This is a genomic window from Streptomyces sp. NPDC089424 (genome assembly GCF_044749345.1).
Taxonomy (GTDB): Bacteria; Actinomycetota; Actinomycetes; order Streptomycetales; family Streptomycetaceae; genus Streptomyces.
The window spans coordinates 184,380-206,114 of sequence record NZ_JBIVHU010000003.1 but is presented as its reverse complement, the minus strand read 5'-3'; the positions used below and the strand labels follow the sequence as shown (position 1 = coordinate 206,114).

Below are 21,735 nucleotides of genomic sequence, written 5' to 3'. Positions count from 1 at the left end.
CCGGAGCCTACGGGAGCGCCCGGGCGGCATCCCTCACGCCTCGGGGTCGCCCTGCGCGATGCGCTCGACCCAATAGAGCTGCTTGTGCCCCCGGCTGTCGAGGCTGTCCGCGATCTTCTGGGCCTCCGACCGCGTCGCGTACCTGCCCACGCGGTAGCGATTGCCGTTGTCGTCCTGCCGTATGACCAGCCACGGAAGAGTCACCGTGCTGTCGTTCATCGCGCCCCTCCGCTTCCCGCCCTCGGCCCGCGCGCCCCGCCCGCTAAGGAAACCGCAATCCGCATATGCCCGAGCCTACGCCTAACCTTCACGCAGCGAATACGGCTTTTCACAAAGAGGTACGCAACAAGCCAGCACCACGGGGGCGCACGAGGCCGAACGCGCCGTCCGCACACCTCGGCGCATCCGGTCAGCGGCATACCGGGCATGCCTGGGGTCACCTGCGAGAACGTCCGGATTCCACCGGCGCGCGAAGGGGCTCCCGGCACGCCTGTGCCGGGAGCAACTGCCGCACGGTCGTGCGCTACCTCACCGGAAGGTGGTAGGCGACCCGGTAGCGGTCGGCGGGGATCACGACGTCCGACGTCTCGACCGGCCGCCCGGAGGCGTAGAACGTGCGCTGTACGACGAGGACGACATGTCCGGGGACCCCACCGAGTGTGAGCAGCTCCTCGGCCAGCCCGGGGCGGGCGCCGACCTCCTCGGTGACGTTGTCCACGACCACGTCGATGGCCGCCATGCGCTCGACGACCCCCATCCCCCCGAGGGGGCCCTCCTCGGGCAGCATCACCGGCGTACGCCCGGTCACGGCGAGCGGCTCCCAGGAGGTGGACAGCATCATGGGATCGCCGCTGTCCCGGAAGAGGTACTTGGTGCACATCACGCGGTCGCCCGGCCGGATGCCGAGCCGCTCGGCGATGGCGGCGCTCGCCTCGGTCTGCGCGCTGCGGGACTCCCAGGTACCGCGCGCGGCGGCGTCGGCCTGCTCCTGCCGGAAGGGCGTGGCGCCACCCGCCGGGCGGTACCCCGAGCGGGCGATGCTGCGGGGCACCGGCCGCTCCCGCACATAGGTCCCGGAGCCGGAGCGGCCCTCGACCAGGCCCTCCGCCATCAGCACCTTGCGGGCCTCCAGCGCGACCGTGTCCGAGACGCCGTACTCCTCGCGGATTCTCGCCTGTGAGGGCAGGCGGGTATGCGGTGGCAGCTGACCGTCGACGATCTTCTGTCGGAGATCACCCGCGACGCGCAGGTACGCCGGCTGCTCACCGAATGTCACTGGCCGCTCCCATCAGGTTGTACAGACAGCAACAGCGTGGCAACCGTGGGTTGTGCCAGGCAAGCGAAGGCCAGAGAATCACTCGATGTGATGACTTCTGGTGTCGGCAGTCTTTACGCAGGCAGTTTCTCCCCGTTATGGAGCCGATCACACCCCTGGCGACGGGAATGGATCACGGATCGCGGGTGCGCTCAGACCTCCTTTTCCGGAGCCGCCTCCTCGGAGGCAGCGGCGGGCGGAGTGGTGTCCAGGCCCAGAGCTTCGCGCGCGGTGACGGTGGCCTCGCCGTCGTAGAAGCCGTACCCCTCGTCGTAGTGCACGTAGAAGGTGTCCGCGTCCCCGGCGTCCGCGGCCTTCGCCCAGTCCTCCTGGGCCGACGCCAGTTCCTTCACCAGGGCGGCCATCGGCTCCCCGGCACCGGCGGGCCAGGTGCGCGCCTCCAGCGCGGCGCCCTGCTCGGCGAGCACGTCGCGCATGTCCCGCGCCCACTCCTGGTTCACCGCCAGGTCCTCGTCGGGGAATGCCTCGGGCTCCTCGCCCACGACGGCGTCGATCGCGAGCACCGTCTCCAGGTACGCGAGCTGGTCCGGGTCGAGGGTGGAGCCGTCGTTGCGCAGGGAGCCGGTCAGGGTGCCCTGCTCGTCGGTGTTGCCGAACAGACAGGTGATCTCGCGGTCGCCGAAGGCCCAGCTCTCCCGCGTCGGCGTCAGGTAGTACACGTCGACGTCGTCGGGCACGGCCCAGCTGTCCATGGCGTACGCGGGCTCCAGGGCGTAGCACCTGTCGTCGGCGACCTCCGTGACGTGGTCGTCGCCGGGGAAGGCGCCGCCGGGCAGGGTGACGGTGGCGAACACCTCGCCGTCGTGCTCCCCGGAGCAGGGCACCACCTCGACGTCGTACGTCTCCCCCTCCAGCGATCCGGTGGGCGCGTCGAAGCACTCGCCCTTGTCCGGCGAGACGATCGCGCTCTCCCGGGCGCCCTCCTTGAAGCCCTCCCAGAAGTCGGACGCGGCGCCCGTCGAGAAGGTGAGGGTCAACAGGGCCAGGCCGACGGTCGACACCGCGGCCCCTGCGATCGCCATGCCCTTGCCGCGCTCGCCCCTGCGCTTGATCTGGCGGAGCGCGATCAGACCGAGCACCAGCCCGACGGCCGGCAGGAAGCAGAGGATGCCGAGCACGAGGGAGGCGATCGCGGCCCCGTTGACCGGCGGCAGCGCCGGCGGCGGGTACGGCCCCCACGCCCCGTACGGCGGCTGCTGACCGTAGGGCCCCGGAGCGCCGTAGGGCCCCGGTGCGCCATAGGGCCCCTGGACGCCGTACGGGCTCTGGTGCTGCGGAGCCGGGTACCGGCCGTAGGGATCCTGGGGATCCTGTGGCTGCTGGGGGCCGGGGGGCGGCGGTATGGACACGGGTACGGTGCTCCTGGTTCGGGCTGCTGAGCGGTGCGGAACTGCCGTACGGATCGCTGATGCGACGGGTCCGACTGGCGCATGGTAAGCGGGGGACGAGCGGGGGCGGAACGCGGATCACACGTGCCACGGCGCGGGCGGCGAACGGGCTGACGGCCCGCTGGGCCAGGGACGTCACGGACGGTACGGCCTTCTCGGCGGCCGGGGGTGTGGCCGCTGATCGCCTTGCTCGCGGACGGGGCCGGGGACGCGGCGAGGTCGGAACCGGCGGACGCGGTGGGCATGCCCGCGGACCAGGCGGCGGGCGCCGCACGGGAGTTGCTCGCCGTCCTCGCCTCGATGCGCGGCGTGGAGGCGGCCCTCGGCCTGTGGACGAGCCGCACGCTGGAGCTGAAGGAGGCCTGGGAGGCCGGGCTGCCCGCCGCGGCGCACGGGGTGCTCACCGGGGACGCGGCCGCCGACCGGGCGGCGCTGGACGCCTGGGCGGCGAAGCGCACGGGCGGGGTCGTCGACCGTATGCCGGTGGCGCCGACGGACGGGACCCGGATGGTGCCGGCGAGCGCGCTGGGGCTGCGGGCGGACTGGCTGCGCCCCTTCCGGCAAGGGCCGATGGCACCCGGGACGGGACCTTGGCGGGACCGCGTGCTGCTGGGCCTGCGCCGCGAGAGCGTGCTGCTGGACCGGGTCGGCGTGGCGGACACCCCGCACGGCGCGGTCACCGAGCTGAAGGTGCTGGGTGACACCGGCGTCGACGTCCATCTGCTGCTCGGCGAGGAGGGGATGACACCGGGCCAGGTGCTGGGAGCCGGGGTGGGCATCCTCGCCCGCCGGCACCCGGTCGTGCCCGGATCGCTGCTGCCGTACGGCGACGTGGGGCCCGGACTGCGCGTCGAGAAGAGGCGGTGCGCCCGGCCCGCGCCGCCGACGCTCCGCGAGGAGACGGTGGCGTTCCGGACGGCCGCCCGCCCCGATCTGCTCGGCCTGCACGAGGTGTTCGGGCTGACCACGGCTCGGGACACGCGGCACGGCCACTTCCCCGGCGTCAGCGACTCCCCGCCGGCCGTCGGGTCCGCCGGGCAGGCCGTCGTCGCCAGGTTCGGGGCGCTGGGGTTCCGGGCGGCCGCCGTGACGGCGTTCAGCGAGGTGGCAGGGGGAGCCCCCGAGGTGCGTCATGTCACGACCACCGTCACGGCCCGCTTCGACCGCCCCTTCGGCTTCCTCGCCCTGCACCGGCACTCCCGGCTGGTGCTGACCGCGGGGTGGGTGACCGCCCCGGAGCCGTACTGAGTCGTCCGGGGACCTCTGACCGACGTGCCTCGTCCTCGCGGCAGGCGGGGGCTGCGCCCGGAACCGCGAGGACGAGAACGGTCGGAGGAGACGGGTCAGACGTGGTCGGTCAGACGTGGTCGGTCAGGAGTTGTCGGTCAGGAGTGGACCGGCGTCAGAACTGCAGCGCCCAGGCGTCGATCCGCCCGGTGTCGTACCGCGCGTTGTCGCTGACCCTGAGCTTCCACGTGCCGTTGGCGGCCTCGGAGGAGGCGTTGACGGTGTACGTGGCGTCGATGTTGTCCGCACTGCCGCCGGTGCCGTAGCCCTTGAGCGTGTACGCCGTGCCGTCGGGTGCGATCAGCTGCACCTGGAGGTCACCGATGTAGGTGTGGACGATGTGGACCTCGACGGACAGCGCGGCGGGCGCGTTGCCGGACACGCCGGTGACCGTCACCGGGGACTCGGCCGTCGCGTTGTCGGCGATGGCGAAGTCTGCGGTGTTCTCGAAGCGCGGGCCGGGCGGCGTCGGGTTGCCGCCGCCGACGTACAGCAGGCGGTTGGGCGAGCCGGTACCGGGGCTGGTGACGACGTTGGGCGTGGCCGCGGACGTCAGCGCGTTGGACACCTGGGCGGGCGAGGCCGAGGGGTTGTCGGCCAGGTAGAGCGCCACGGCCCCGGCGACGTGCGGGGTCGCCATCGACGTACCGGAGATGGTGTTGGTGGCCGAGTCGCCGGTGTTCCAGGCGGACGTGATGGACGAGCCCGGGGCGAACAGGTCGAGGACGGTGCCGTAGTTGGAGTAGCTCGCCTTGGCGTCGGTGTTGGTGGTGGCGCCGACGGTGATCGCCTCGGTCACGCGCGCGGGTGACCTGGTCGAGGCGTTGGTGGTCTCGTTGCCCGCCGCGACGGCGAAGGTGACACCGGAGGCGATGGCGTTGCGTACGGCGGTGTCGAGGGCCGTGTCGGCGCCGCCGCCGAGGGACATGTTGGCGACGGCCGGCTTGACCGCGTTCTGGGCGACCCAGTCGATACCCGCGACGACCTGGGCGGTCGTGCCGGAACCGGAGTTGTTCAGCACGCGGACGCCGACGACCTTCGCCTTCTTGGCGACACCGTAGGCGTTGCCGGCGACCGTGCCGGCGACGTGGGTGCCGTGGCCGTGGCCGTCCTGGGCGGTGTTGTCGTTGTCGATGGCGTCGTAGCCGTAGGAGGCGCGGCCGCCGAAGTCGCCGTGCGTGATGCGGACGCCGGTGTCGATGACGTACGCCGTGACACCCTCGCCGGCCGAGTCCGGGTAGGTGTACGAGTTGTTCAGCGGGAGGTTGCGCTGGTCGACGCGGTCCAGGCCCCAGGAGGGCGGGCTGGGCTGGGTGCCGTCGATCGTGAAGGTGCGGTTCTGGACGACGGAGGCGACGGCCGGGTCGGCGGCGAGACGTTTCGCCTCGGTCTCGGAGGCCTCGATCGCGTAGCCGTTGAGGGCCTTCTTGTACGTGCGCTCGATGGTGGCGCCGTACTTCGCGGCCAGCGCGCGGCCCTCGGCGGAGCCCGAGCGGGCCCGGTCCGCCTTCAGGGTCACGATGTAGCTGTCGGCGACGGCGTTCGCCGCGCCCTCGTACTGGATGTGGCCTTCGGCCGCACCGGCGGGCAGCGCGGTGAGCAGGCCGGCGCCGAGCACGGCGCTCGTCAGCGCGCCGATCGCGGCCAGTCTTCGCCGGGTGGTGCGGTGGGGAGTACGCATCACTGCCATCTGAGGGGTCCTCCTCAATAGGTGGTGCGTCGGTGTGGGGGCAACGCTTAGGTGGGCAGGAGCATGACAAGATGCGGTGGTGCTCACCTGTGCGTCAGCCGAAAGATTGAGGCTTCCACAGGAATTGCACAAGAGCTGTGCGTGAATGTAACTCGCCTGCCATAAAGCTGACATGACGGACCGTCAAGGCCGGTGTGGAGCCGAATCCGGGCCGGGTGGCGGTCTGCGCGACGGCGACGGTGTCCGGCCTGGCAGGCTGCTCGTATGGCTGATCGAGACGCTGAGTCGCCCGAGTTGTGGACCACCGTGGACGCGTTGTGGAGCTGGCTGGAATCGGATCAGCCGGTCACCGGCCGCGAAGGCCTGTTGCTGCGCATCCTGAAGCTCCAGGAGGAGGTCGGCGAGACGGCCCAGGCAGTGATCGGCGCGACCGGCCAGAACCCCCGCAAGGGCGTGAGCCACACCTGGGAGGACGTCCAGTCCGAACTGTGCGACGTGGTGATCACGGCCCTGGTGGCCCTGCGCTCCCTGACACCGGAGACGGAACGGGTGTTCAGCCGGCATCTGGAGAGGGTGGCGGGGAGATCGCTGGGGGCGGAGGGGCGGGGGCCCGGCGGGGACGGCGAGATCGGGGTCGCGGACGCGGACGCGGAAGGCGTCACGGCCACGGGAGGCGTCACGGGCAGGGGAGGCGTCACGGGCACGGGAGCGGTGACCGACGCGGGAGGCGTCGCAGACGCGCGGCGGTAGTGCCGTCTTGGCCGTGGGGCACGCCTCAGCGCTCGGCACGTTCGAACGGCTGGGAGCCGGGCCCTGGAGGGTCCGGGCGGTGAACGAGCTGCGAGCCGCCGGGGTCCCGGTCAGGGGCGTCGTACCCGGCCAGGACCGGCACCTCCTGCCGACACCGCGGAAACGGCGGGCGGCCCACCTGGCTGCCACGGGGCTCGTCACCTCACGCGCCGGCCTGCGCGACGCGCTGACCGGCCCGTCCGCGTGACACCGGACGGGCCGGCCGAGGCATCGCCTAGTTGCCGGTGCGGTCCGCGGCGCTCACGGAGGCCACGAAACCTGTCACCGCCCGCGCGAAGGCCTCCGGTTCCTCGATGTGGCCGAAGTGGCCGCTGTTCTCCAGGACCAGCAGCCGCGCGTCAGGGATCAGCCGGTGCAACTCCTCGGCCCACCGCACCCCGCAGATGAAGTCGTGGCGGCCCACGACGACAAGGGCAGGCACGGTGAGGGAGCCGAGTTCCGCGCGGTCGTCGACGACGTCCGGGGCCAGGTCCTCGTCGAGCCCGGAGATGTGACTGCCCTGGAGAGAGGCGCGCAGGGGCGCGAGGTGCTGCTCCTGGCCCCAGTAGTCGGCGAAGTAGAGCGGGAAGAGCGTCTTGATGACGGCCGTCATCCGGGCGTCGTCGGAGATGGTGGGGATGTCCTGGAAGGCCTGCAGGATCTCCGGGAGTTCGGGGTGGTCGGCGTGCCGCTCGGCGAAGGCCCGGACCATACGCACGGCCTCGGCCACGTGCTCGGGACCGGTCACCGGCGCACTGTCGTAGAGGATCACGCCGGCGACGCGCTCGGGTCGGTGCAGGGCGTGGTGCTGGACGACGAAGCCGCCGTGCGAGTGGCCCAGGAGGTACACCTCGGGGACGCCGAGGTGGGCGATCAGCGCATCGAGGAACTCGCTGTAGCGGGGGCGGGTGTAGCCGTGGGGGTGGGAGGACAGGCGCCCGGAGGCACCGGTGCCGATCGGCTCCGGGTAGACCATCGTCAGGTGCCGCTCCAGCGCGGGTATGCGCAGGTACTCCCAGAAGATGCCCGGCCCACCGGAGTGCGCGACGCACACCGGCCCGGTGCCGTGCACGTGATAGCGCTGTGCGATGCCGCCGATGTCGACGGTGTGGGCACCGGCGGCGAGGGGGGCGGTCGGGAGCAGGGAGGAGGGGGAGGGGGAGGGGGACGAGGTGTGAGGTGCGTCGGCGGCGCTCATGGGGATCTCCGTGTCCGGCAGATGGTGTCAACGACACCGGCAGGACGGCGGAGACGGAGCGAAGTTCGATGCGACTCGTGTGACAGCAGTCACATGACGGAGAGTGCCTCGATGGCCTGCACCGGCCTCGGGTGACTGAGCCGCAGCCGGTGCGGACGGCCGGCCCCGTCCAGGGTCAGGAGCCAGGCCACCGCGGGCGGGCAGTGCGAGGGGGCGTCCGCAGGGTTGAGGATGTCCATCTCCCAGACGACCACGGAGCGTCCTGCGACGGCGTGGACCAGGCGCTGCCGCACACCGGCCTCCAGATCACCGTCCATGCCACGCACGAGGAGGTCCCGGTCGCCGACGGGGACGCCGCCCCGGAGGAGGGCGACGTCGGGGGACCATCGTTCCGTGAGCAGGGAGCGGAAGTGCCCGCGCTCGGCGGCGGCCAGGGTCTCCCCCGCCTCGACGCGGCTCGCCCGGGTGCGTTCCGCGACATCCGCGTGCGGAGCGTCCGCCGTGGCGGCGAGCGCCGCCGCCAGCTTGGCCCGCCCCTGGCTCAGCCGGCTGCGCACGGTGCCCACGGGGACACCGCAGACCGCCGCTATGCGGTCGTAGGAGGTGACCGTGGCGCTGAAGTGACGGAGGACGAGAGGCAGGCGCAGCACCGGGGACAGTTCCTCGACGGCCTCCCACACCCAGTCGCGCAGCGTGCTCCGGTCCAGCCACTGCTCGGGACCGCCGTCCGGGTCGGGCAGGTGCACATCGTCGACCGGCGTGAGCGGCACGGAGTCCCGCAACAGGGAACGGCCGGCGTTGCGCACGATCATCCGGAGCCAGGGGCCCACCGCCGCGGGGTCCCGCACGTCACCGACCCGCCGCAGCGCGCTCACGGCGGCGTCCTGCATGACGTCGTCGACGTCCGGCCCGGGCCCGAGAATGCTCAGCGCGACGGCCCGCATCCCCGCCCGATGACGCTCCAGCAACACCCCCAGGGCGGCGACCTCACCGCGCTGCGCCGCCCGGGTGAGCACGGCGTCCTCGACCCCCGCAGCATCGCCCGCGCCCCACCCCATACGAAACTCCTCCCACCCGCTCCCACGGTCCGTCCGACGGTACTGCGCCGGCAACGAGCCGGGAGAGCCCGTGTGGCACCCGTCACGCCGACATGGAAACGACGAAGGGTCCGAGCCCGACCTGCGGCGCAGCCCTGTCCAGGGCTCTGCCAGGGACGTCCAGGCAGCGAAATCAATGGCGAACTGGCCGGACCTGCAACGAGACTTCGCGGGTGAGCGACCGCTACCCCTGCCCCTGCTGCGAGGACTGGGAAGAAGCCCAGGCCCGCGCCCCTTGGCCCGACGACCGCTCGGCGCTCTGCTGGTGGCTCCCCACCTTCTGGCATCGGGACCGCCCATGACCACCCACGTCCAGAGACTCATCCACCAGCTCGATGACTCGACCGGCCCGTCCTACGACGCCCGCGCGGCACTGATCGGCATCGGCTCCGACGCCATCCCCGCCCTCATCGACGCTCTGCCCTCCCTCGGCGGCTTCGGACAGCTGACCGTCATCGAGGTCTTCGAAGAGGTGGCGGACCCACGCTGCGGCCCGGCTCTCATCGCCCTCCTGGGAAGTGACGACTCCACCGTCCGGGAATGGGCGGCGATGGCACTGGCGAGCCTAAAGATCGACGGCTCGGTCGAGCCTCTGCGCCACGCCTACCGCGCCTGCCTGGAACGGGCGACACCACCGGACTGGAGCGAGCCCGTCGGCATCCGTTGGGCCCTGACCGAACTCGGCGCGCGCACCCCCGTCGTCCCGCCGCTCACCGCGCGCCTGCGAGCGACCGCTGCGGACGACGCCCCGGGCTGGCCGTCAACCCACTTCACCGAGATCATCAACGACCTGACCGACCACGCCCAGGTGATCCTCTACTCCCCGTTCTGGCGTGTGGACGCCGGCCACACCTACGGCATCTCCGGCACCGGCCTGGACTGGGAACTCGACTGGAGCGCCCCTTGGGAGCACCTGGTCGAGGAGTCCCGCACCTGGTCCCTGCTGGAAGCCTCCGAAGCCCCCACCGGCGACGACATCTTCGTCGCCCCCAGCTGGATCGACCGTACCGACCTGTACCCGGAGACGTGACCGATGGAGCACGCGCGCCAAGGTCAGCGCGCCTCCGGCGTCACGCGGCATGGCAGCCGGACGCACTGTCCGAGGGCGCTGTTACCTTCCGCCCATGACCGCTTCAGAGGCTCTGCTTCGCCGCATCGAGCAAGACTCGTCGCTGGCTGCCGCGCTGGCCTGGCCAGGTGACTTCGACATAGACCGCCGGGACCCCATCGAGGACCTGGTCCTGCCATCCGGCAGGCCGCTGCACCCGATAGCCGGATGCGGCGCCGGCGGTACGTACTTCCTCTGCGGGGAAGCCGGGGCCGAGGACCGGCCTGTCCTCTATGCCGATTCCGAGGGCCAGGCCGCGTTGATCGGCGCCGACCTCGTCGAGGCCGTCACGCTCATCGCCGTCCTGCCTTTCTGGCGCGACCTGGCGCAGGGCTTCGTGATCGGCGAGCTCGGGACGGACCTACGAGCTGACCACCCGGACTTCGACGCCGAGCGCGACCACCTCCTGGACGCTCTCGGGCTTGCCCCCGTCTCCGAGGAGGAGGCTGCCGCTCGGCTGCTGGCCGTGGCCGCACGCACGGCCCCCGACTACGTGCCGCGCGGACCGGACGACGACCACCTGCCGTACGAGCTGCTGTTCCCGAGTCCTGCGTAACGATGCCGACGTCGGACGTCAGTGTGGACCACAAAGGCCGCCCAACCCGCTCCGCCGCAGGTCAGACGGCCTTTCGCCGGACGTGTCAGACGTTGAAGCGGAACTCCACGACGTCCCCGTCCTGCATGACGTAGTCCTTGCCCTCCATGCGGGCCTTGCCCTTGGCGCGGGCCTCGGGGACCGAGCCCGTCTCGACCAGGTCGCCGAAGGAGATGACCTCCGCCTTGATGAAGCCCTTCTGGAAGTCGGTGTGGATGACTCCGGCGGCCTCGGGGGCGGTGGCGCCCTTCTTGATGGTCCAGGCGCGGGACTCCTTGGGGCCGGCCGTGAGGTAGGTCTGCAGGCCGAGGGTGTTGAAGCCGACGTGGGCGAGGGTGGCGAGGCCCGGCTCGTCCTGGCCGACGGACTGGAGGAGCTCCAGGGCCTCGTCCTCGTCCAGCTCGGCGAGGTCCGCCTCCAGCTTGGCGTTGAGGAAGATCGCCTCGGCGGGGGCGACCAGGGCGCGCTGCTCGTTCTTGAAGTCCTCGTCGGTCAGCTCGTCCTCGTCGACGTTGAAGACGTAGAGGAAGGGCTTGGTCGTGAGGAGGTGCAGGTCGTGGAGGAGTTCGTTGCGCTCGGTGCCCTGGACGATGCCGTGCGCGAAGAGCGTGTCGCCCTTCTCCAGGATCTCCTTGGCCTCCTCGACGGCCTTGACCTTGGGGGCCACGTCCTTCTTGATCCGGGACTCCTTCTGGAGGCGCGGCAGGACCTTCTCGATGGTCTGGAGGTCGGCGAGGATCAGCTCGGTGTTGATCGTCTCGATGTCGTCCTTGGGCGAGACCTTGCCGTCGACGTGGACGACGTTCTCGTCCTTGAAGGCGCGGATGACCTGGCAGATCGCGTCGGACTCGCGGATGTTCGCCAGGAACTTGTTGCCCAGGCCCTCGCCCTCGGACGCGCCCCGCACGATGCCCGCGATGTCGACGAAGTCGACCGTGGCCGGCAGCACCCGCTCCGAGGAGAAGATCTCGGCGAGCTTGGTCAGCCGCGGGTCGGGGACGCCGACCACACCGACGTTCGGCTCGATCGTGGCGAACGGGTAGTTGGCCGCCAGCACGTCGTTCTTGGTCAGGGCGTTGAACAGGGTCGACTTGCCGACATTCGGCAGACCGACGATTCCGATCGTGAGCGACACGTTGCGACTTCCCGTACGTGAGAGGGGCGGGGGGCCGGTGGGCCGGGGGCAGGCGCCAGGGGACTGGCTGGCCGATCCACCAGTTTACGGGGTACCGGATACCGGCCGGGCGCCCTGTCGAACGCTTGGCCAAGCTCTGCCCAACGGCGTGTCGGACGGCCTATTTGGCACATTAATCGACCTAAGTTGGCCTAGTGGAGCAACACAGGGCGCGTTCTACTCAGCACGGACCGCGACGCGGCGCCGCGCCGCCGACACCCCTGCCGTCGCAGGCTCGGCGCGGCGGTGGGAACGGCGGCACGGGAGGGGGCGGCGGCGGTTCCTCGCCGCGGCCCGCCAAGCCCGCCGCGGCCAGGAACAGGAGCCGTCCCGCCGGTACGGCGCGGCCCGCGGCGGCGTTACGACGCCCCGCCCCGCCCGTCGTCCAGGCGGTACGGCGGATGCCCAACCCCCGGTTCACCGGGCTCGGCTGCGGGCTGTTCTGCGGGGCGGTGATGCTGGCGCTCGGCTCGCTCGACGCGCTGCTGTTCGGCTCGTCGCTCGTCGTCTACGGGGTGCTGTTCCTGCCGGTGTGCGTGCTGGCCGCGGTGTGGGTGCGCGGGGTGGACCTGGTGACCGTCCCGGTCGTGGTGCCGATCGCCTTCACGCTGGGCCTGGTCCCCGTCGCCGAGAGCGGGGACGGGGTGAGTGACCGCGTCGTGGGCCTGTTCACGGCGCTGGCCACTCAGGCGGGGTGGTTGTACGGGGGGACGCTCGTCGCGGGCTCGATCGTGGGCGTCCGCAAGCTCCGGCACCTGCGCCGACGCGCGGCACGCAACCGCCCGTGAGCAGGGCCCGGCGGGACCCGGGGTCGGTCATCCCCAGGTCCCCGGCCGGCCCGCCCAGGGACTACCCCGCGTCCGCCGCCCGCATCGCCGCCCCGACGATCCCCGCGTTGTTCTGCAGCTCGGCGGGGACGATCTCGGCCTCGATGCCCTCGATGTAGTGCAGGAACTTGTGCGCCTTGCGGCTCACGCCGCCGCCGATGACGAAGAGCTCGGGCGAGAAGAGCATCTCGACGTGCGCGAGGTACTGCTGCACCCGCTGCGCCCAGTGCTCCCACGACATGTCGTGGTCCTCCTTGACCTTGCTGGAGGCCCGCTTCTCGGCGTCGTGCCCGTGCAGTTCCAGATGGCCCAGCTCGCTGTTGGGCACGAGGACGCCGCCGGTGAAGAGCGCGCTGCCGATGCCCGTGCCGAAGGTCAGCATGATGACGGTGCCCTTGCGGTCGCGGCCCGCGCCGAAGGCCATCTCGGCGATGCCCGCCGCGTCGGCGTCGTTCACCACGGTGACCGGGACGCCGCCCAGACGGTCGCCCAGCAGCACGCGGGCGTCCGTGTCGATCCAGCTCCGGTCGACGTTCGCCGCCGTTCGGATGGTGGCGCCGCCCGTGACCACGCCCGGGAACGTCACGCCGATCGGGCCGGTCCACCCGAAGTGCTCGACGACCTCCTTGACGCCGTCGGCCACCGAGTCGGGCGTCGAGGGATGGGGGGTCAGCACCTTGAAACGCTCGTCCGTGAGGGCGCCCCTGTCGAGGTCCACAGGAGCGCCCTTGATCCCGGATCCGCCGATGTCCACACCGAAGATCTGCATGTCACCACGTTACGACGGACCACTGACGGTCACGACGTCGCGAGCGGGGAGAGGGCGGCCCTCCCCCGGCGCCCCCACCGCTCACCGCTCGTCGCCGGCACCCCTCGCGTCCGTGCGCTGCGCGATCAGCTCGGCCGCCTCCTCGCGCAGGTCACGGCGCAGCTCCTTGGGCAGCGAGAAGGTGATGGACTCCTCGGCGGCCTTGACGATCTCGACGTCCTCGAAGCCGCGCGCCGCGAGCCACTCCAGCACCTGCTCGACGAGCACCTCGGGAACGGAGGCCCCGGAGGTGACACCGACCGTGGCGACGCCCTCCAGCCAGGCCTCGTCGATCTCGTCGGCGAAGTCCACGAGGTAGGCCGCGCGCGAGCCGGCGAGCTTGGCGACCTCGACGAGCCGCTTGGAGTTGGAGGAGTTGCGGGAGCCGACGACGATGACGAGTTCGGCCTCGGCGCCCATCTGCTTGACCGCGAGCTGACGGTTCTGGGTGGCGTAGCAGATGTCGTCGCTGGGCGGCGAGATCAGCTGCGGGAACTTGTCCTTCAGGGCGTCGACGGTCTCCATCGTCTCGTCGACGGAGAGCGTGGTCTGGGACAGCCAGACCACCTTGGAGGGGTCACGGACCTCGACCTTCGCCACGTCGCCGGGGCCGTCGACGAGCTGGATGTGCTCGGGGGCCTCACCGGAGGTGCCGATGACCTCCTCGTGTCCCTCGTGACCGATCAGCAGGATGTCGTAGTCCTCGTTCGCGAACCGGACCGCTTCCTTGTGGACCTTGGTGACCAGCGGGCAGGTGGCGTCGATGGTGGCCAGCTTGCCCCGCTCGGCCTCCTCGTGGACGACGGGGGCGACGCCGTGCGCGGAGAACATCACGATGTTCCCCGCGGGGACCTCCTCCGTCTGCTCGACGAAGATGGCGCCCTTCTTCTCCAGGGTCTGGACGACGTACTTGTTGTGGACGATCTCGTGCCGGACATAGATCGGAGCGCCGTACTGCTCCAGGGCTTTCTCGACGGCGATCACGGCGCGGTCCACACCCGCGCAGTAGCCACGGGGGGCGGCGAGCAGGACACGGCGGCCAGGCGAAGCAGTCATGGGACCCATCGTAAGGCCGCGTTCGGGGGGTCAAAGATCGCGCCCTTGTGACGTTCCTGGGGAGACTGGCCTTGAGCCGTGAGGGGTGGGGAAGAGCACCACGTACGCGACGGTCGGAGGCTTGTGATGTCCGAAACCGGCACGGCGCCGCCCCGGGTGGACGAGGACCACGGTCTGCGGCGCACGCTCGGCTTTCGGGACCTGGTCGTCTACGGGTTGCTGTTCATCGCCCCGATGGCCCCGGTAGGCGTCTTCGGCACCCTGGACGCCCGGTCGCACGGGGCGGTCGCCCTGGTGTACCTCGTCGCCACGGTGGCGATGGCGTTCACGGCGTTCAGCTACGCGCAGATGGTGCGGGTGGTCCCCCGGGCGGGATCCGTCTTCGCGTACGCGCGCGTGGGGCTCGGCAAGGAGGCGGGCTTCGTCGCCGGCTGGATGGCGATGCTGGACTACCTGCTGATCCCGGCGGTCGCCTACCTCTTCTCCGGGATCGCGATGGAGGCGCTGGTCCCGCAGGTCTCCCGCTGGGTGTGGACCGCGCTGGCGGTCGTGGTGACGACGCTGCTGAACCTGTGGGGTGTGCGCCCCGCGGCCAAGGTGGGCTTCGTGGTGCTCGCGCTGGAGATCGTGGTCCTGCTGGTCTTCGTGGTGTCGGCGAGCGTGGTCCTCGCGCGCGAGGGGGCCGAGCGCGGGTGGCTGTCGCCTCTGTCGGGGGACGGGACGCAGGGGGCGTTCGCGGTGTCGGCGGTGATCGGGGCCGTGTCGGTCGCCGTGCTGTCGTACCTGGGCTTCGACGCGATCGCCTCGTTCGCGGAGGAGGTGACCGGCGGCTCGCGGCAGGTGGCGCGGGCGGTGCTGTTCTGCCTGGGTCTCGCGGGCGCGCTGTTCGTCGCGCAGACGTACCTGGTGGCCCTGCTGGAGCCGGTGTCGTCCGCGCGGCTGGCCGCCGAGCCCGCCCGGCAGGGCACGGCGTTCTACGACGCCGTGGACACGTCCGTGGGGACCTGGCTGCACGACCTGGTGGCCGCGAGCAAGGCGCTCGGCGCGGCCTTCGCGGCGCTGGCCGGGCAGGCCGCGGCCGGGCGGCTGCTGTTCGCGATGGCACGGGAGCGGCGGCTGCCGCGGGCCCTGGCCCGGACGGACTCGGGGGTCCCGCGCGCGGCCCTGCTGTGCGCCGCGGTGATCACGATGGTCGCGGCGGTGTGGGCGGCCCGGCGGGCCGACGGCCTGGACCATCTGGTGTCGGTGGTCGACGTCGGCGCCCTGACGGCCTTCACCCTGCTGCACGCGAGCGTGGTGGGGTGGTTCGCGGTACGGCGGCGCGGCGGGCCGGTGAGCTGGTGGCGGCATGTGCTGCTGCCGGTGCTGGGAGCGGCGATCACGCTCGCGGTGATCGTGGAGGCGTCGCCCGAGGCGCAGGTGGTGGGGGCGGTGTGGCTGGCGATCGGCGTCGTGGTGCTGGTGGGGCAGGCCCTGCGCAAGGGTCCTTCCGGCGGCTGAGCACGGGCCGGGTCTGTCGGTGCCGCCCACTACGCTCGCGGCATGGCACTCAACACGACCCCGGAAGCCCCCCTGCCCGTCGGTGAGGTGTCGCGGCTGATCGGGAGCTGGATCGACCGGCTCGGGGCGGTCTGGGTGGAGGGGCAGATCACCCAGTTGTCGCGACGGCCGGGCGCGGGAGTGGTGTTCCTGACGCTGCGCGACCCGTCGTACGACATCTCGGTGAGCGTCACCTGCTACCGGCAGGTCTTCGACGCGGTCGCCGACGTCGTGAGCGAGGGCGCCCGGGTCCTCGTCCTGGCGAAGCCGGAGTGGTACGCGCCGCGGGGGCAGCTGTCCCTGCGGGCCGCCGAGATAAGGCCCGTGGGCGTCGGCGAGCTGCTGGCGCGTCTTGAGCAGCTGAAGAAGAAACTCGCGGGCGAGGGGCTGTTCGCGCCGGAGCGCAAGCGGCCGCTGCCGTTCCTGCCGCAGCTGATCGGGCTGGTGTGCGGGCGGGCCTCGGCCGCCGAGCGGGACGTGCTGGAGAACGCCCGGCACCGCTGGCCGGCCGTGCGCTTCGAGGTGCGCAACGTCGCGGTGCAGGGCGTGCACGCGGTGCCGCAGGTCGTGCAGGCGGTCAAGGAGCTCGACGCGATCGAGGACGTCGACGTGATCGTCGTGGCGCGGGGCGGCGGCAGCGTGGAGGATCTGCTGCCGTTCTCCGACGAGCAGCTGGTGCGGGCGGTGGCGGCCTGCCGTACGCCCGTGGTGTCGGCCATCGGCCACGAACCCGACAATCCGCTCCTGGACCACGTCGCGGACCTGCGCGCCTCCACGCCCACCGACGCGGCGAAGAAGGTCGTACCGGACGTGGGCGAGGAGTTCGAGCGGGTGCGGCAGCTGCGGGACCGGGCGCGGCGGTGCGTGGCGGCGTTCGTCGAGCGGGAGGAGCGGGGGCTCGCGCACGCGCTGGCGCGGCCCTCGATGGAGGATCCGCACCGGATGATCGACGAGCGGGCCGAGCAGGTGGCGGCGCTGGTCGAGCGCGGACGGCGGTGTCTCGGGCACCACCTGGACCGGGCCGAGTCGGAGCTGACGCACACGCACGCGCGCGTGGTGGCCCTCTCGCCGGCGGCGACCCTGCGGCGGGGGTACGCGGTGCTGCAGAGGGCCGACGGCCATGTGGTCCGCGCGCCGGACGAGGTGACGGCCGACGAGCCCCTGCGGGCGCGGGTGGCCGAGGGTGAGTTCTCCGTACGAGTCGATGCTTAGGGTGGGCGGATGAGCGGCAAGGTGGACGAGGCGCTGGGCTACGAGCAGGCGCGCGACGAGCTGATCGAGGTCGTACGGCGGCTGGAGGCGGGCGGTACGACGCTGGAGGAGTCCCTCGCGCTGTGGGAGCGCGGCGAGGAGCTGGCCAAGGTGTGCCGGCGGTGGCTGGAGGGCGCGCGGGCCCGGCTGGACGCGGCGCTGGCCGAGGAGGCGGCGGAGTCCGGGACCGAGGCGGGGGCCGAGCAGGAGTGAGCGGCGCGGCACGGGCCTGACCTGCGGCGGATCGGTGTGAAGCCGATCACCACGGCCTCGATTTTGTTGAACTTTGAACTTCTTCTGACGTACCGTCGGTCCCGTCAGCGACTCCATGTACGGTACATGGATTCGACGCAGCACCGAGAAAGTTCACGCATGTCTCTCGTTCTTGACCCCGCCGCCCAGGACCTGCTCTTCCGCGAGGCCCGCACCGCGAACGCCTTCACCGACGAGCCGGTGACCGACGAGCAGGTGCAGGCGATCTACGACCTGGTCAAGTACGGCCCGACCGCCTTCAACCAGTCACCCCTGCGCATCACCCTGGTCCGCTCCCCCGAGGCCCGTGAACGCCTGGTCCAGCACCTGTCCGAGGGCAACCGGGCCAAGACGGCCGCCGCGCCGCTGGTGGCGATCCTCGCCGCGGACAACGAGTTCCACGAGGAGCTGCCGCAGCTCTTCCCGCACGCCCCGCAGGTCAAGGACGCGTTCTTCGCCGAGCGCCCGGTCCGCGAGCGCGCGGCCGGCCTGAACGCCGCCCTCCAGGCCGCCTACTTCATCGTCGGCGTGCGCGCCGCCGGCCTGGCCGCGGGCCCGATGACCGGCCTGGACGCCGAGGGCGTGCGCAAGGAGTTCCTGGACGACGACCACACCCCACTGATGGTCGTGAACATCGGCCGTCCGGGCCCGGACGCGTGGTACGCGCGTTCGCCGCGGCTGGCGTACGAGGACGTCGTCACCACGGTGTGACCCACCCCGCCACGCGAAGGGCCCCCGGCATCGGATGCCGGGGGCCCTTCGCGTCGTCGCGACCAGGGGTCATGGCGGGGTCAGGACGTCCTCAGCGCCTTCACCATCGTGGTCAGCTGCTCGAACGGGCCGGTGCCGGCCACCACCGTCGTCGCGCCCTTGGCGTCGTCGTCCTCGGCCAGGACCAGTGCGTCGTAGCGGCCGCCGGTCCAGCGGACCCATGTCCGGCCGTCGATCTCCTCGGTGACCTTCGTCTCCTGCGCGCCCTGGGTGGCGTCCTCGATGAACGGGATCCGCTTGTCCATGGACTGCTTCAGCGTGACGTACTCCCCGTCGGGGGCGTGGAAGCCGAGGTGCCAGGCGTCCTGCTTCTGACCGTCGAAGCGGACCGACGTCGGCTTCCAGGTCTGCGGCAGGCCCTGCGGCGCGGCCACCGGATACGCGGCCGCGCGGCGGGCCGTCAGCAGCTCGACCCGGTAGTCGACCCGTTTGACGTCCGGTTCCTGGTCGCTGTCGTGCGGGACGAAGAGGTACATGACCAACCCCGCCAGCACGATCAGGCCCAGGGAGAAAACCATGTCCCGGACCGTCTTCTGCTTGCCGTTCGCGCCTGCCACGCCCCCTATCGTCGCAGGTGCCCCGTCCGCTCATCCGTGGGGGGCCCTGCTCATTCTGTCGATCTGACGATAGAGTCGTCGCCGAACCCTCATCCGGCCGTCGTCGTATCAGAAAGGTGCGTTCCGATGACCGAGCATCACTTGCCGTCCGAACTCGATGTGCCCTCCGAGGCCCCCGACCGCAACCTCGCCCTCGAACTGGTCCGGGTGACCGAAGCCGCGGCGATGGCCGCGGGTCGCTGGGTGGGCCGCGGGGACAAGAACGGCGCCGACGGTGCCGCGGTGCGCGCCATGCGCGCCCTCGTCTCCACCGTCTCCATGAACGGCGTAGTCGTCATCGGGGAGGGTGAGAAGGACGAGGCGCCGATGCTCTACAACGGGGAGCGGGTCGGCGACGGGACCGGGCCCGAGTGCGACATCGCCGTCGATCCGATCGACGGCACGACCCTGACTGCCAAGGGCATGACGAACGCCATCGCGGTGCTCGCGGCGGCGGAGCGGGGGTCGATGTTCGACCCGTCGGCCGTCTTCTACATGGACAAGCTGGTCACCGGGCCCGAGGCGGCGGACTTCGTCGACATCGACGCGCCGGTGTCGGTGAACATTCGGCGGGTCGCCAAGGCGAAGCGCTCCGCGCCCGAGGACGTGACCGTCGTCATCCTCGACCGGCCGCGGCACGAGCGGCTCATCGAGGAGGTCCGCGAGACGGGTGCGCGGATCAAGCTGATCTCCGACGGTGACGTGGCCGGGTCGATCCTGGCGCTGCGTGAGGGCACGGGCGTGGACCTGCTGCTCGGTGTCGGCGGGACGCCGGAGGGGATCATCTCGGCCTGCGCCGTGAAGTGCCTCGGCGGGACCATCCAGGGCAAGCTGTGGCCCAAGGACGACGAGGAGCGGCAGCGGGCGATCGACGCGGGGCACGATCTGGACCGGGTGCTGACGACCGAGGACCTGGTGACCGGGGAGAACGTGTTCTTCGTGGCGACCGGGATCACCGATGGGGAGCTGCTGCGGGGGGTTCGTTACCGGTCGGAGACGGCCACGACGGACTCGATCGTGATGCGGTCCAAGTCGGGGACGGTGCGGAGGATCGACTCCGAGCATCGGTTGAGCAAGCTGCGGGCGTACAGCGCGATCGATTTCGAGCGGGCGAAGTAGGGGGGCGGCGGGGCTGGGCTTCGGGGGTGGTGGCCGGGGGCGGCGAGTGCGGGTGCGGCGTGGCTTGTCGCGCAGTTCCCCGCGCCCGTGAAAGCGCCCTGCCGCTGGGGGCTGACGCTGTCGTGGCGCTGCGGGTGCGGCGTGGCTTGTCGCGCAGTTCCCCGCGCCCCTGAGGACGCCCTGCCCATCGGGGGCGAAAGGTCTCCGGGCGGGTGCGGGTGGGGGGCCTGTCGCGCAGTTCCCCGCGCCCCTGAGAGCGCCCTGCCGCCGGGGGCTGACGCTGTCGTGGCGCTGCGGGTGCGGCGTGGTTCTTCGCGCAGTTCCCCGCGCCCCTGAAGGCGCCCTGCCGCCGGGGGCTGACGCTGTATTGGCGCTGCGGGTGCGTCGTGGTTTGTCGTGCAGTTCGCCGCGCCCCTGAGAGCGCCGGCTCGCCGCTGCCTCCGAGAAGGCCCGCGAATTGAGAGCGCGTTGGTGGCTGTGGCCAAGGCGCCCCCTGTGCGGAGGGGGCGCCTTTCGGGGGTCAGCCGGCGGCAGCTATGCGGCTGTCGGTGCGGGCCGCCTTCTTCAGTTCCAGTTCGCGGCGGCGGCGCCGGGCCAGGACCACGCGGCGCTCGGCGGCGGTGAGGCCGCCCCAGACGCCGTAGGGCTCGGGCTGGAGGAGGGCGTGTTCGCGGCACTCGACCATGACGGGGCAGCGGGCGCAGACGCGCTTGGCCGCCTCCTCGCGGGAGAGCCGGGCGGCGGTGGGCTCCTTGGAGGGCGCGAAGAACAGGCCGGCCTCGTCGCGCCGGCACACTGCCTCCGTGTGCCATGGGGCGTCTTGGTCCCTGTCTCGCGCTGGCACCCGCTGGGCCGGAACGGCAGCTACCTGCAGGGACGAATGCGGCGGTTGCAGCACGGTCTACTCCTGACGACGGCTTCGCGAGCGAGAGACGATGCAGCAAGGTCTACCCGCTGTACGCGCGCCTATGCAGGGAGTCCCCAACGACCGGAATCAGGGGATACGGATGCACTGCCCGGGGGACGACAGGACCTAGTGGTCGAGGTGCTTGCGCAGGTGTTTGTCGACCTTGCGGTGCACCCGGTCGAGGATGTCCGCCACCAGCTTCCCGCGCTTGGGGCGCGCCTCGATGTTGCCGAGCACGGCCCAGCCCTCCACGAAGACGATGGGGGCGTCGGGGTCCGTGGCGTCCTGGTTGTCGACCTCGAAGTTGCCGAGGACGCCACCGCCGGAGCCGCGCAGCGAGACGTTCTCCGGTACGCGGACCTCGACGTTCCCGAAGACGGACCAGGCCTTGATCACGACCTGCTGGTACTCGAAGACCGCCTCGCTGAGGTCGATCTCGACACTGCCGAAGACCGAGTACGCGTGGATGCGGCGGCCCGCCCGCCAACGCCCCTTGCGCACCGCGGCGCTGAACACCGCGACCACGTTCTCGTCCGGCTCCGCCGGTATCGCGCCGGCCGAGGGCCGCTGGGGAGCGGAGATGTACGTGGGGGCCGGGCGGGCGTGGTGGTGCGCGCCGGGCAGGTCCCGCACGTACGGCTCCAGCTCACCGACGGTCTTCGCGGTGTAGACACCCTCCACCCGCTCGGCGTGCTCCTCGGCCGTGAGGCGGCCCTCGGCCAGGGCCTCACGCAGGATGTCCGCGAAACGGTCGCGGTCGGCGTCGGAGGCACGGAGTTCGGAGCCGGGCGCGGTGTGCTTCTGAAGGTCCACAGCAGCAGCGTACCCAAACACGATAGATCGCGACACCCCGGCGGGCGGGCCGGGCACGGCGGTTCGAACTGAGCCTTACCTCACAAGCTCGCCGCCGATGCCACGTCCTACGCTGGTGGACGCTGCCAACGGAT

At 71.6% G+C, this 21,735-nt stretch carries 22 protein-coding genes and 1 pseudogene; 11 read left to right on the top strand and 12 right to left on the bottom strand.

Annotated elements, in window-relative coordinates; all coding sequences use genetic code 11:
- Positions 1-33 precede the first annotated feature (33 nt).
- The 3 genes from ACIP2X_RS15930 to ACIP2X_RS15920 form a co-directional block, all read right to left on the bottom strand.
- A complete protein-coding gene (locus ACIP2X_RS15930) occupies positions 34-219 on the bottom strand; it encodes an SPOR domain-containing protein (protein ID WP_401672827.1) in 186 nt (61 codons plus the stop codon).
- 304 nt (positions 220-523) lie between these two features.
- On the bottom strand, positions 524-1,276 hold the full coding sequence (locus tag ACIP2X_RS15925) for a GntR family transcriptional regulator (protein WP_401672825.1): 753 nt from the start codon (positions 1,274-1,276) through the stop codon (positions 524-526).
- A 191-nt stretch (positions 1,277-1,467) separates the two neighbouring features.
- Positions 1,468-2,685, bottom strand: coding sequence for a DUF4190 domain-containing protein (locus ACIP2X_RS15920; protein ID WP_401672823.1), 1,218 nt, complete (start codon positions 2,683-2,685; stop codon positions 1,468-1,470).
- 282 nt (positions 2,686-2,967) lie between these two features.
- Between ACIP2X_RS15920 and ACIP2X_RS15915 the strand changes: the two genes are divergently transcribed.
- Entirely contained in the window at positions 2,968-3,972 is a 1,005-nt protein-coding gene (locus ACIP2X_RS15915) for a proteinase inhibitor I4 serpin (RefSeq protein WP_401672820.1), read from the top strand.
- 154 nt (positions 3,973-4,126) lie between these two features.
- On the opposite strand, the gene ACIP2X_RS15910 is transcribed toward ACIP2X_RS15915, so the two are convergent.
- Complete coding sequence (locus ACIP2X_RS15910) at positions 4,127-5,701, bottom strand: S8 family peptidase (RefSeq protein ID WP_401672818.1); 1,575 nt, start codon at positions 5,699-5,701, stop codon at positions 4,127-4,129.
- Positions 5,702-5,965: 264 nt separating this feature from the next.
- Between ACIP2X_RS15910 and ACIP2X_RS15905 the strand changes: the two are divergent.
- Positions 5,966-6,295, top strand: a pseudogene (locus tag ACIP2X_RS15905) (MazG-like family protein); the annotation flags it as partial.
- Positions 6,296-6,530: 235 nt separating this feature from the next.
- Complete coding sequence (locus ACIP2X_RS15900) at positions 6,531-6,698, top strand: hypothetical protein (protein WP_401672815.1); 168 nt, start codon at positions 6,531-6,533, stop codon at positions 6,696-6,698.
- Positions 6,699-6,725: 27 nt separating this feature from the next.
- On the opposite strand, the gene ACIP2X_RS15895 is transcribed toward ACIP2X_RS15900, so the two are convergent.
- Entirely contained in the window at positions 6,726-7,688 is a 963-nt protein-coding gene (locus tag ACIP2X_RS15895) for an alpha/beta fold hydrolase (protein ID WP_401672813.1), read from the bottom strand.
- A gap of 89 nt (positions 7,689-7,777) precedes the next feature.
- Positions 7,778-8,746: an RNA polymerase sigma factor gene (locus tag ACIP2X_RS15890; RefSeq protein ID WP_401672810.1), complete on the bottom strand. Its 969-nt coding sequence runs from the start codon at positions 8,744-8,746 to the stop codon at positions 7,778-7,780.
- 337 nt (positions 8,747-9,083) lie between these two features.
- Here ACIP2X_RS15890 and ACIP2X_RS15885 point away from each other — a divergent pair, with 337 nt between their 5' ends.
- Positions 9,084-9,815, top strand: coding sequence for a HEAT repeat domain-containing protein (locus tag ACIP2X_RS15885; protein ID WP_401672808.1), 732 nt, complete (start codon positions 9,084-9,086; stop codon positions 9,813-9,815).
- 94 nt (positions 9,816-9,909) lie between these two features.
- A complete protein-coding gene (locus ACIP2X_RS15880; protein WP_401672806.1) occupies positions 9,910-10,449 on the top strand; it encodes a hypothetical protein in 540 nt (179 codons plus the stop codon).
- An 85-nt stretch (positions 10,450-10,534) separates the two neighbouring features.
- On the opposite strand, the gene ychF is transcribed toward ACIP2X_RS15880, so the two are convergent.
- Complete coding sequence (ychF, locus tag ACIP2X_RS15875) at positions 10,535-11,623, bottom strand: redox-regulated ATPase YchF (RefSeq protein ID WP_401672804.1); 1,089 nt, start codon at positions 11,621-11,623, stop codon at positions 10,535-10,537.
- Between the two features lie 440 nt (positions 11,624-12,063).
- On the opposite strand from ychF, the gene ACIP2X_RS15870 reads away from it, so the two are divergent.
- On the top strand, positions 12,064-12,450 hold the full coding sequence (locus ACIP2X_RS15870; protein ID WP_401672802.1) for a DUF6542 domain-containing protein: 387 nt from the start codon (positions 12,064-12,066) through the stop codon (positions 12,448-12,450).
- 61 nt (positions 12,451-12,511) lie between these two features.
- On the opposite strand, the gene ppgK is transcribed toward ACIP2X_RS15870, so the two are convergent.
- On the bottom strand, positions 12,512-13,258 hold the full coding sequence (ppgK, locus tag ACIP2X_RS15865; protein ID WP_401672799.1) for a polyphosphate--glucose phosphotransferase: 747 nt from the start codon (positions 13,256-13,258) through the stop codon (positions 12,512-12,514).
- A gap of 81 nt (positions 13,259-13,339) precedes the next feature.
- Positions 13,340-14,362, bottom strand: a complete 1,023-nt coding sequence (locus ACIP2X_RS15860) for a 4-hydroxy-3-methylbut-2-enyl diphosphate reductase (RefSeq protein WP_401672797.1) — start codon at positions 14,360-14,362, stop codon at positions 13,340-13,342.
- A 117-nt stretch (positions 14,363-14,479) separates the two neighbouring features.
- Here ACIP2X_RS15860 and ACIP2X_RS15855 point away from each other — a divergent pair, with 117 nt between their 5' ends.
- The 4 genes from ACIP2X_RS15855 to ACIP2X_RS15840 all read left to right on the top strand — a co-directional run bounded on the left by ACIP2X_RS15855 (position 14,480) and on the right by ACIP2X_RS15840 (position 18,106).
- Positions 14,480-15,853, top strand: coding sequence for an APC family permease (locus ACIP2X_RS15855; RefSeq protein WP_401672794.1), 1,374 nt, complete (start codon positions 14,480-14,482; stop codon positions 15,851-15,853).
- A 42-nt stretch (positions 15,854-15,895) separates the two neighbouring features.
- Positions 15,896-17,104 carry an exodeoxyribonuclease VII large subunit gene (gene xseA, locus ACIP2X_RS15850; RefSeq protein WP_401672792.1) on the top strand — a complete coding sequence of 403 codons (1,209 nt, stop codon included), beginning with the start codon at positions 15,896-15,898 and terminating at the stop codon, positions 17,102-17,104.
- Positions 17,105-17,113: 9 nt separating this feature from the next.
- Positions 17,114-17,356: an exodeoxyribonuclease VII small subunit gene (locus ACIP2X_RS15845; RefSeq protein ID WP_401672790.1), complete on the top strand. Its 243-nt coding sequence runs from the start codon at positions 17,114-17,116 to the stop codon at positions 17,354-17,356.
- 159 nt (positions 17,357-17,515) lie between these two features.
- Positions 17,516-18,106 (top strand): malonic semialdehyde reductase, encoded by a 591-nt coding sequence (locus tag ACIP2X_RS15840; RefSeq protein ID WP_401672787.1) that lies wholly within the window; start codon positions 17,516-17,518, stop codon positions 18,104-18,106.
- An 80-nt stretch (positions 18,107-18,186) separates the two neighbouring features.
- On the opposite strand, the gene ACIP2X_RS15835 is transcribed toward ACIP2X_RS15840, so the two are convergent.
- Entirely contained in the window at positions 18,187-18,723 is a 537-nt protein-coding gene (locus tag ACIP2X_RS15835; RefSeq protein ID WP_401672784.1) for a DUF4245 domain-containing protein, read from the bottom strand.
- A 126-nt stretch (positions 18,724-18,849) separates the two neighbouring features.
- On the opposite strand from ACIP2X_RS15835, the gene glpX reads away from it, so the two are divergent.
- Entirely contained in the window at positions 18,850-19,881 is a 1,032-nt protein-coding gene (glpX, locus tag ACIP2X_RS15830) for a class II fructose-bisphosphatase (RefSeq protein ID WP_365450980.1), read from the top strand.
- A gap of 520 nt (positions 19,882-20,401) precedes the next feature.
- Here the strand turns inward: glpX and ACIP2X_RS15825 are convergent.
- Together ACIP2X_RS15825 and ACIP2X_RS15820 are read right to left on the bottom strand one after the other, a co-directional pair.
- Entirely contained in the window at positions 20,402-20,779 is a 378-nt protein-coding gene (locus ACIP2X_RS15825) for a WhiB family transcriptional regulator (RefSeq protein ID WP_401672781.1), read from the bottom strand.
- Positions 20,780-20,914: 135 nt separating this feature from the next.
- Entirely contained in the window at positions 20,915-21,601 is a 687-nt protein-coding gene (locus ACIP2X_RS15820; protein ID WP_401672778.1) for a DUF1707 domain-containing protein, read from the bottom strand.
- Positions 21,602-21,735 lie beyond the last annotated feature (134 nt).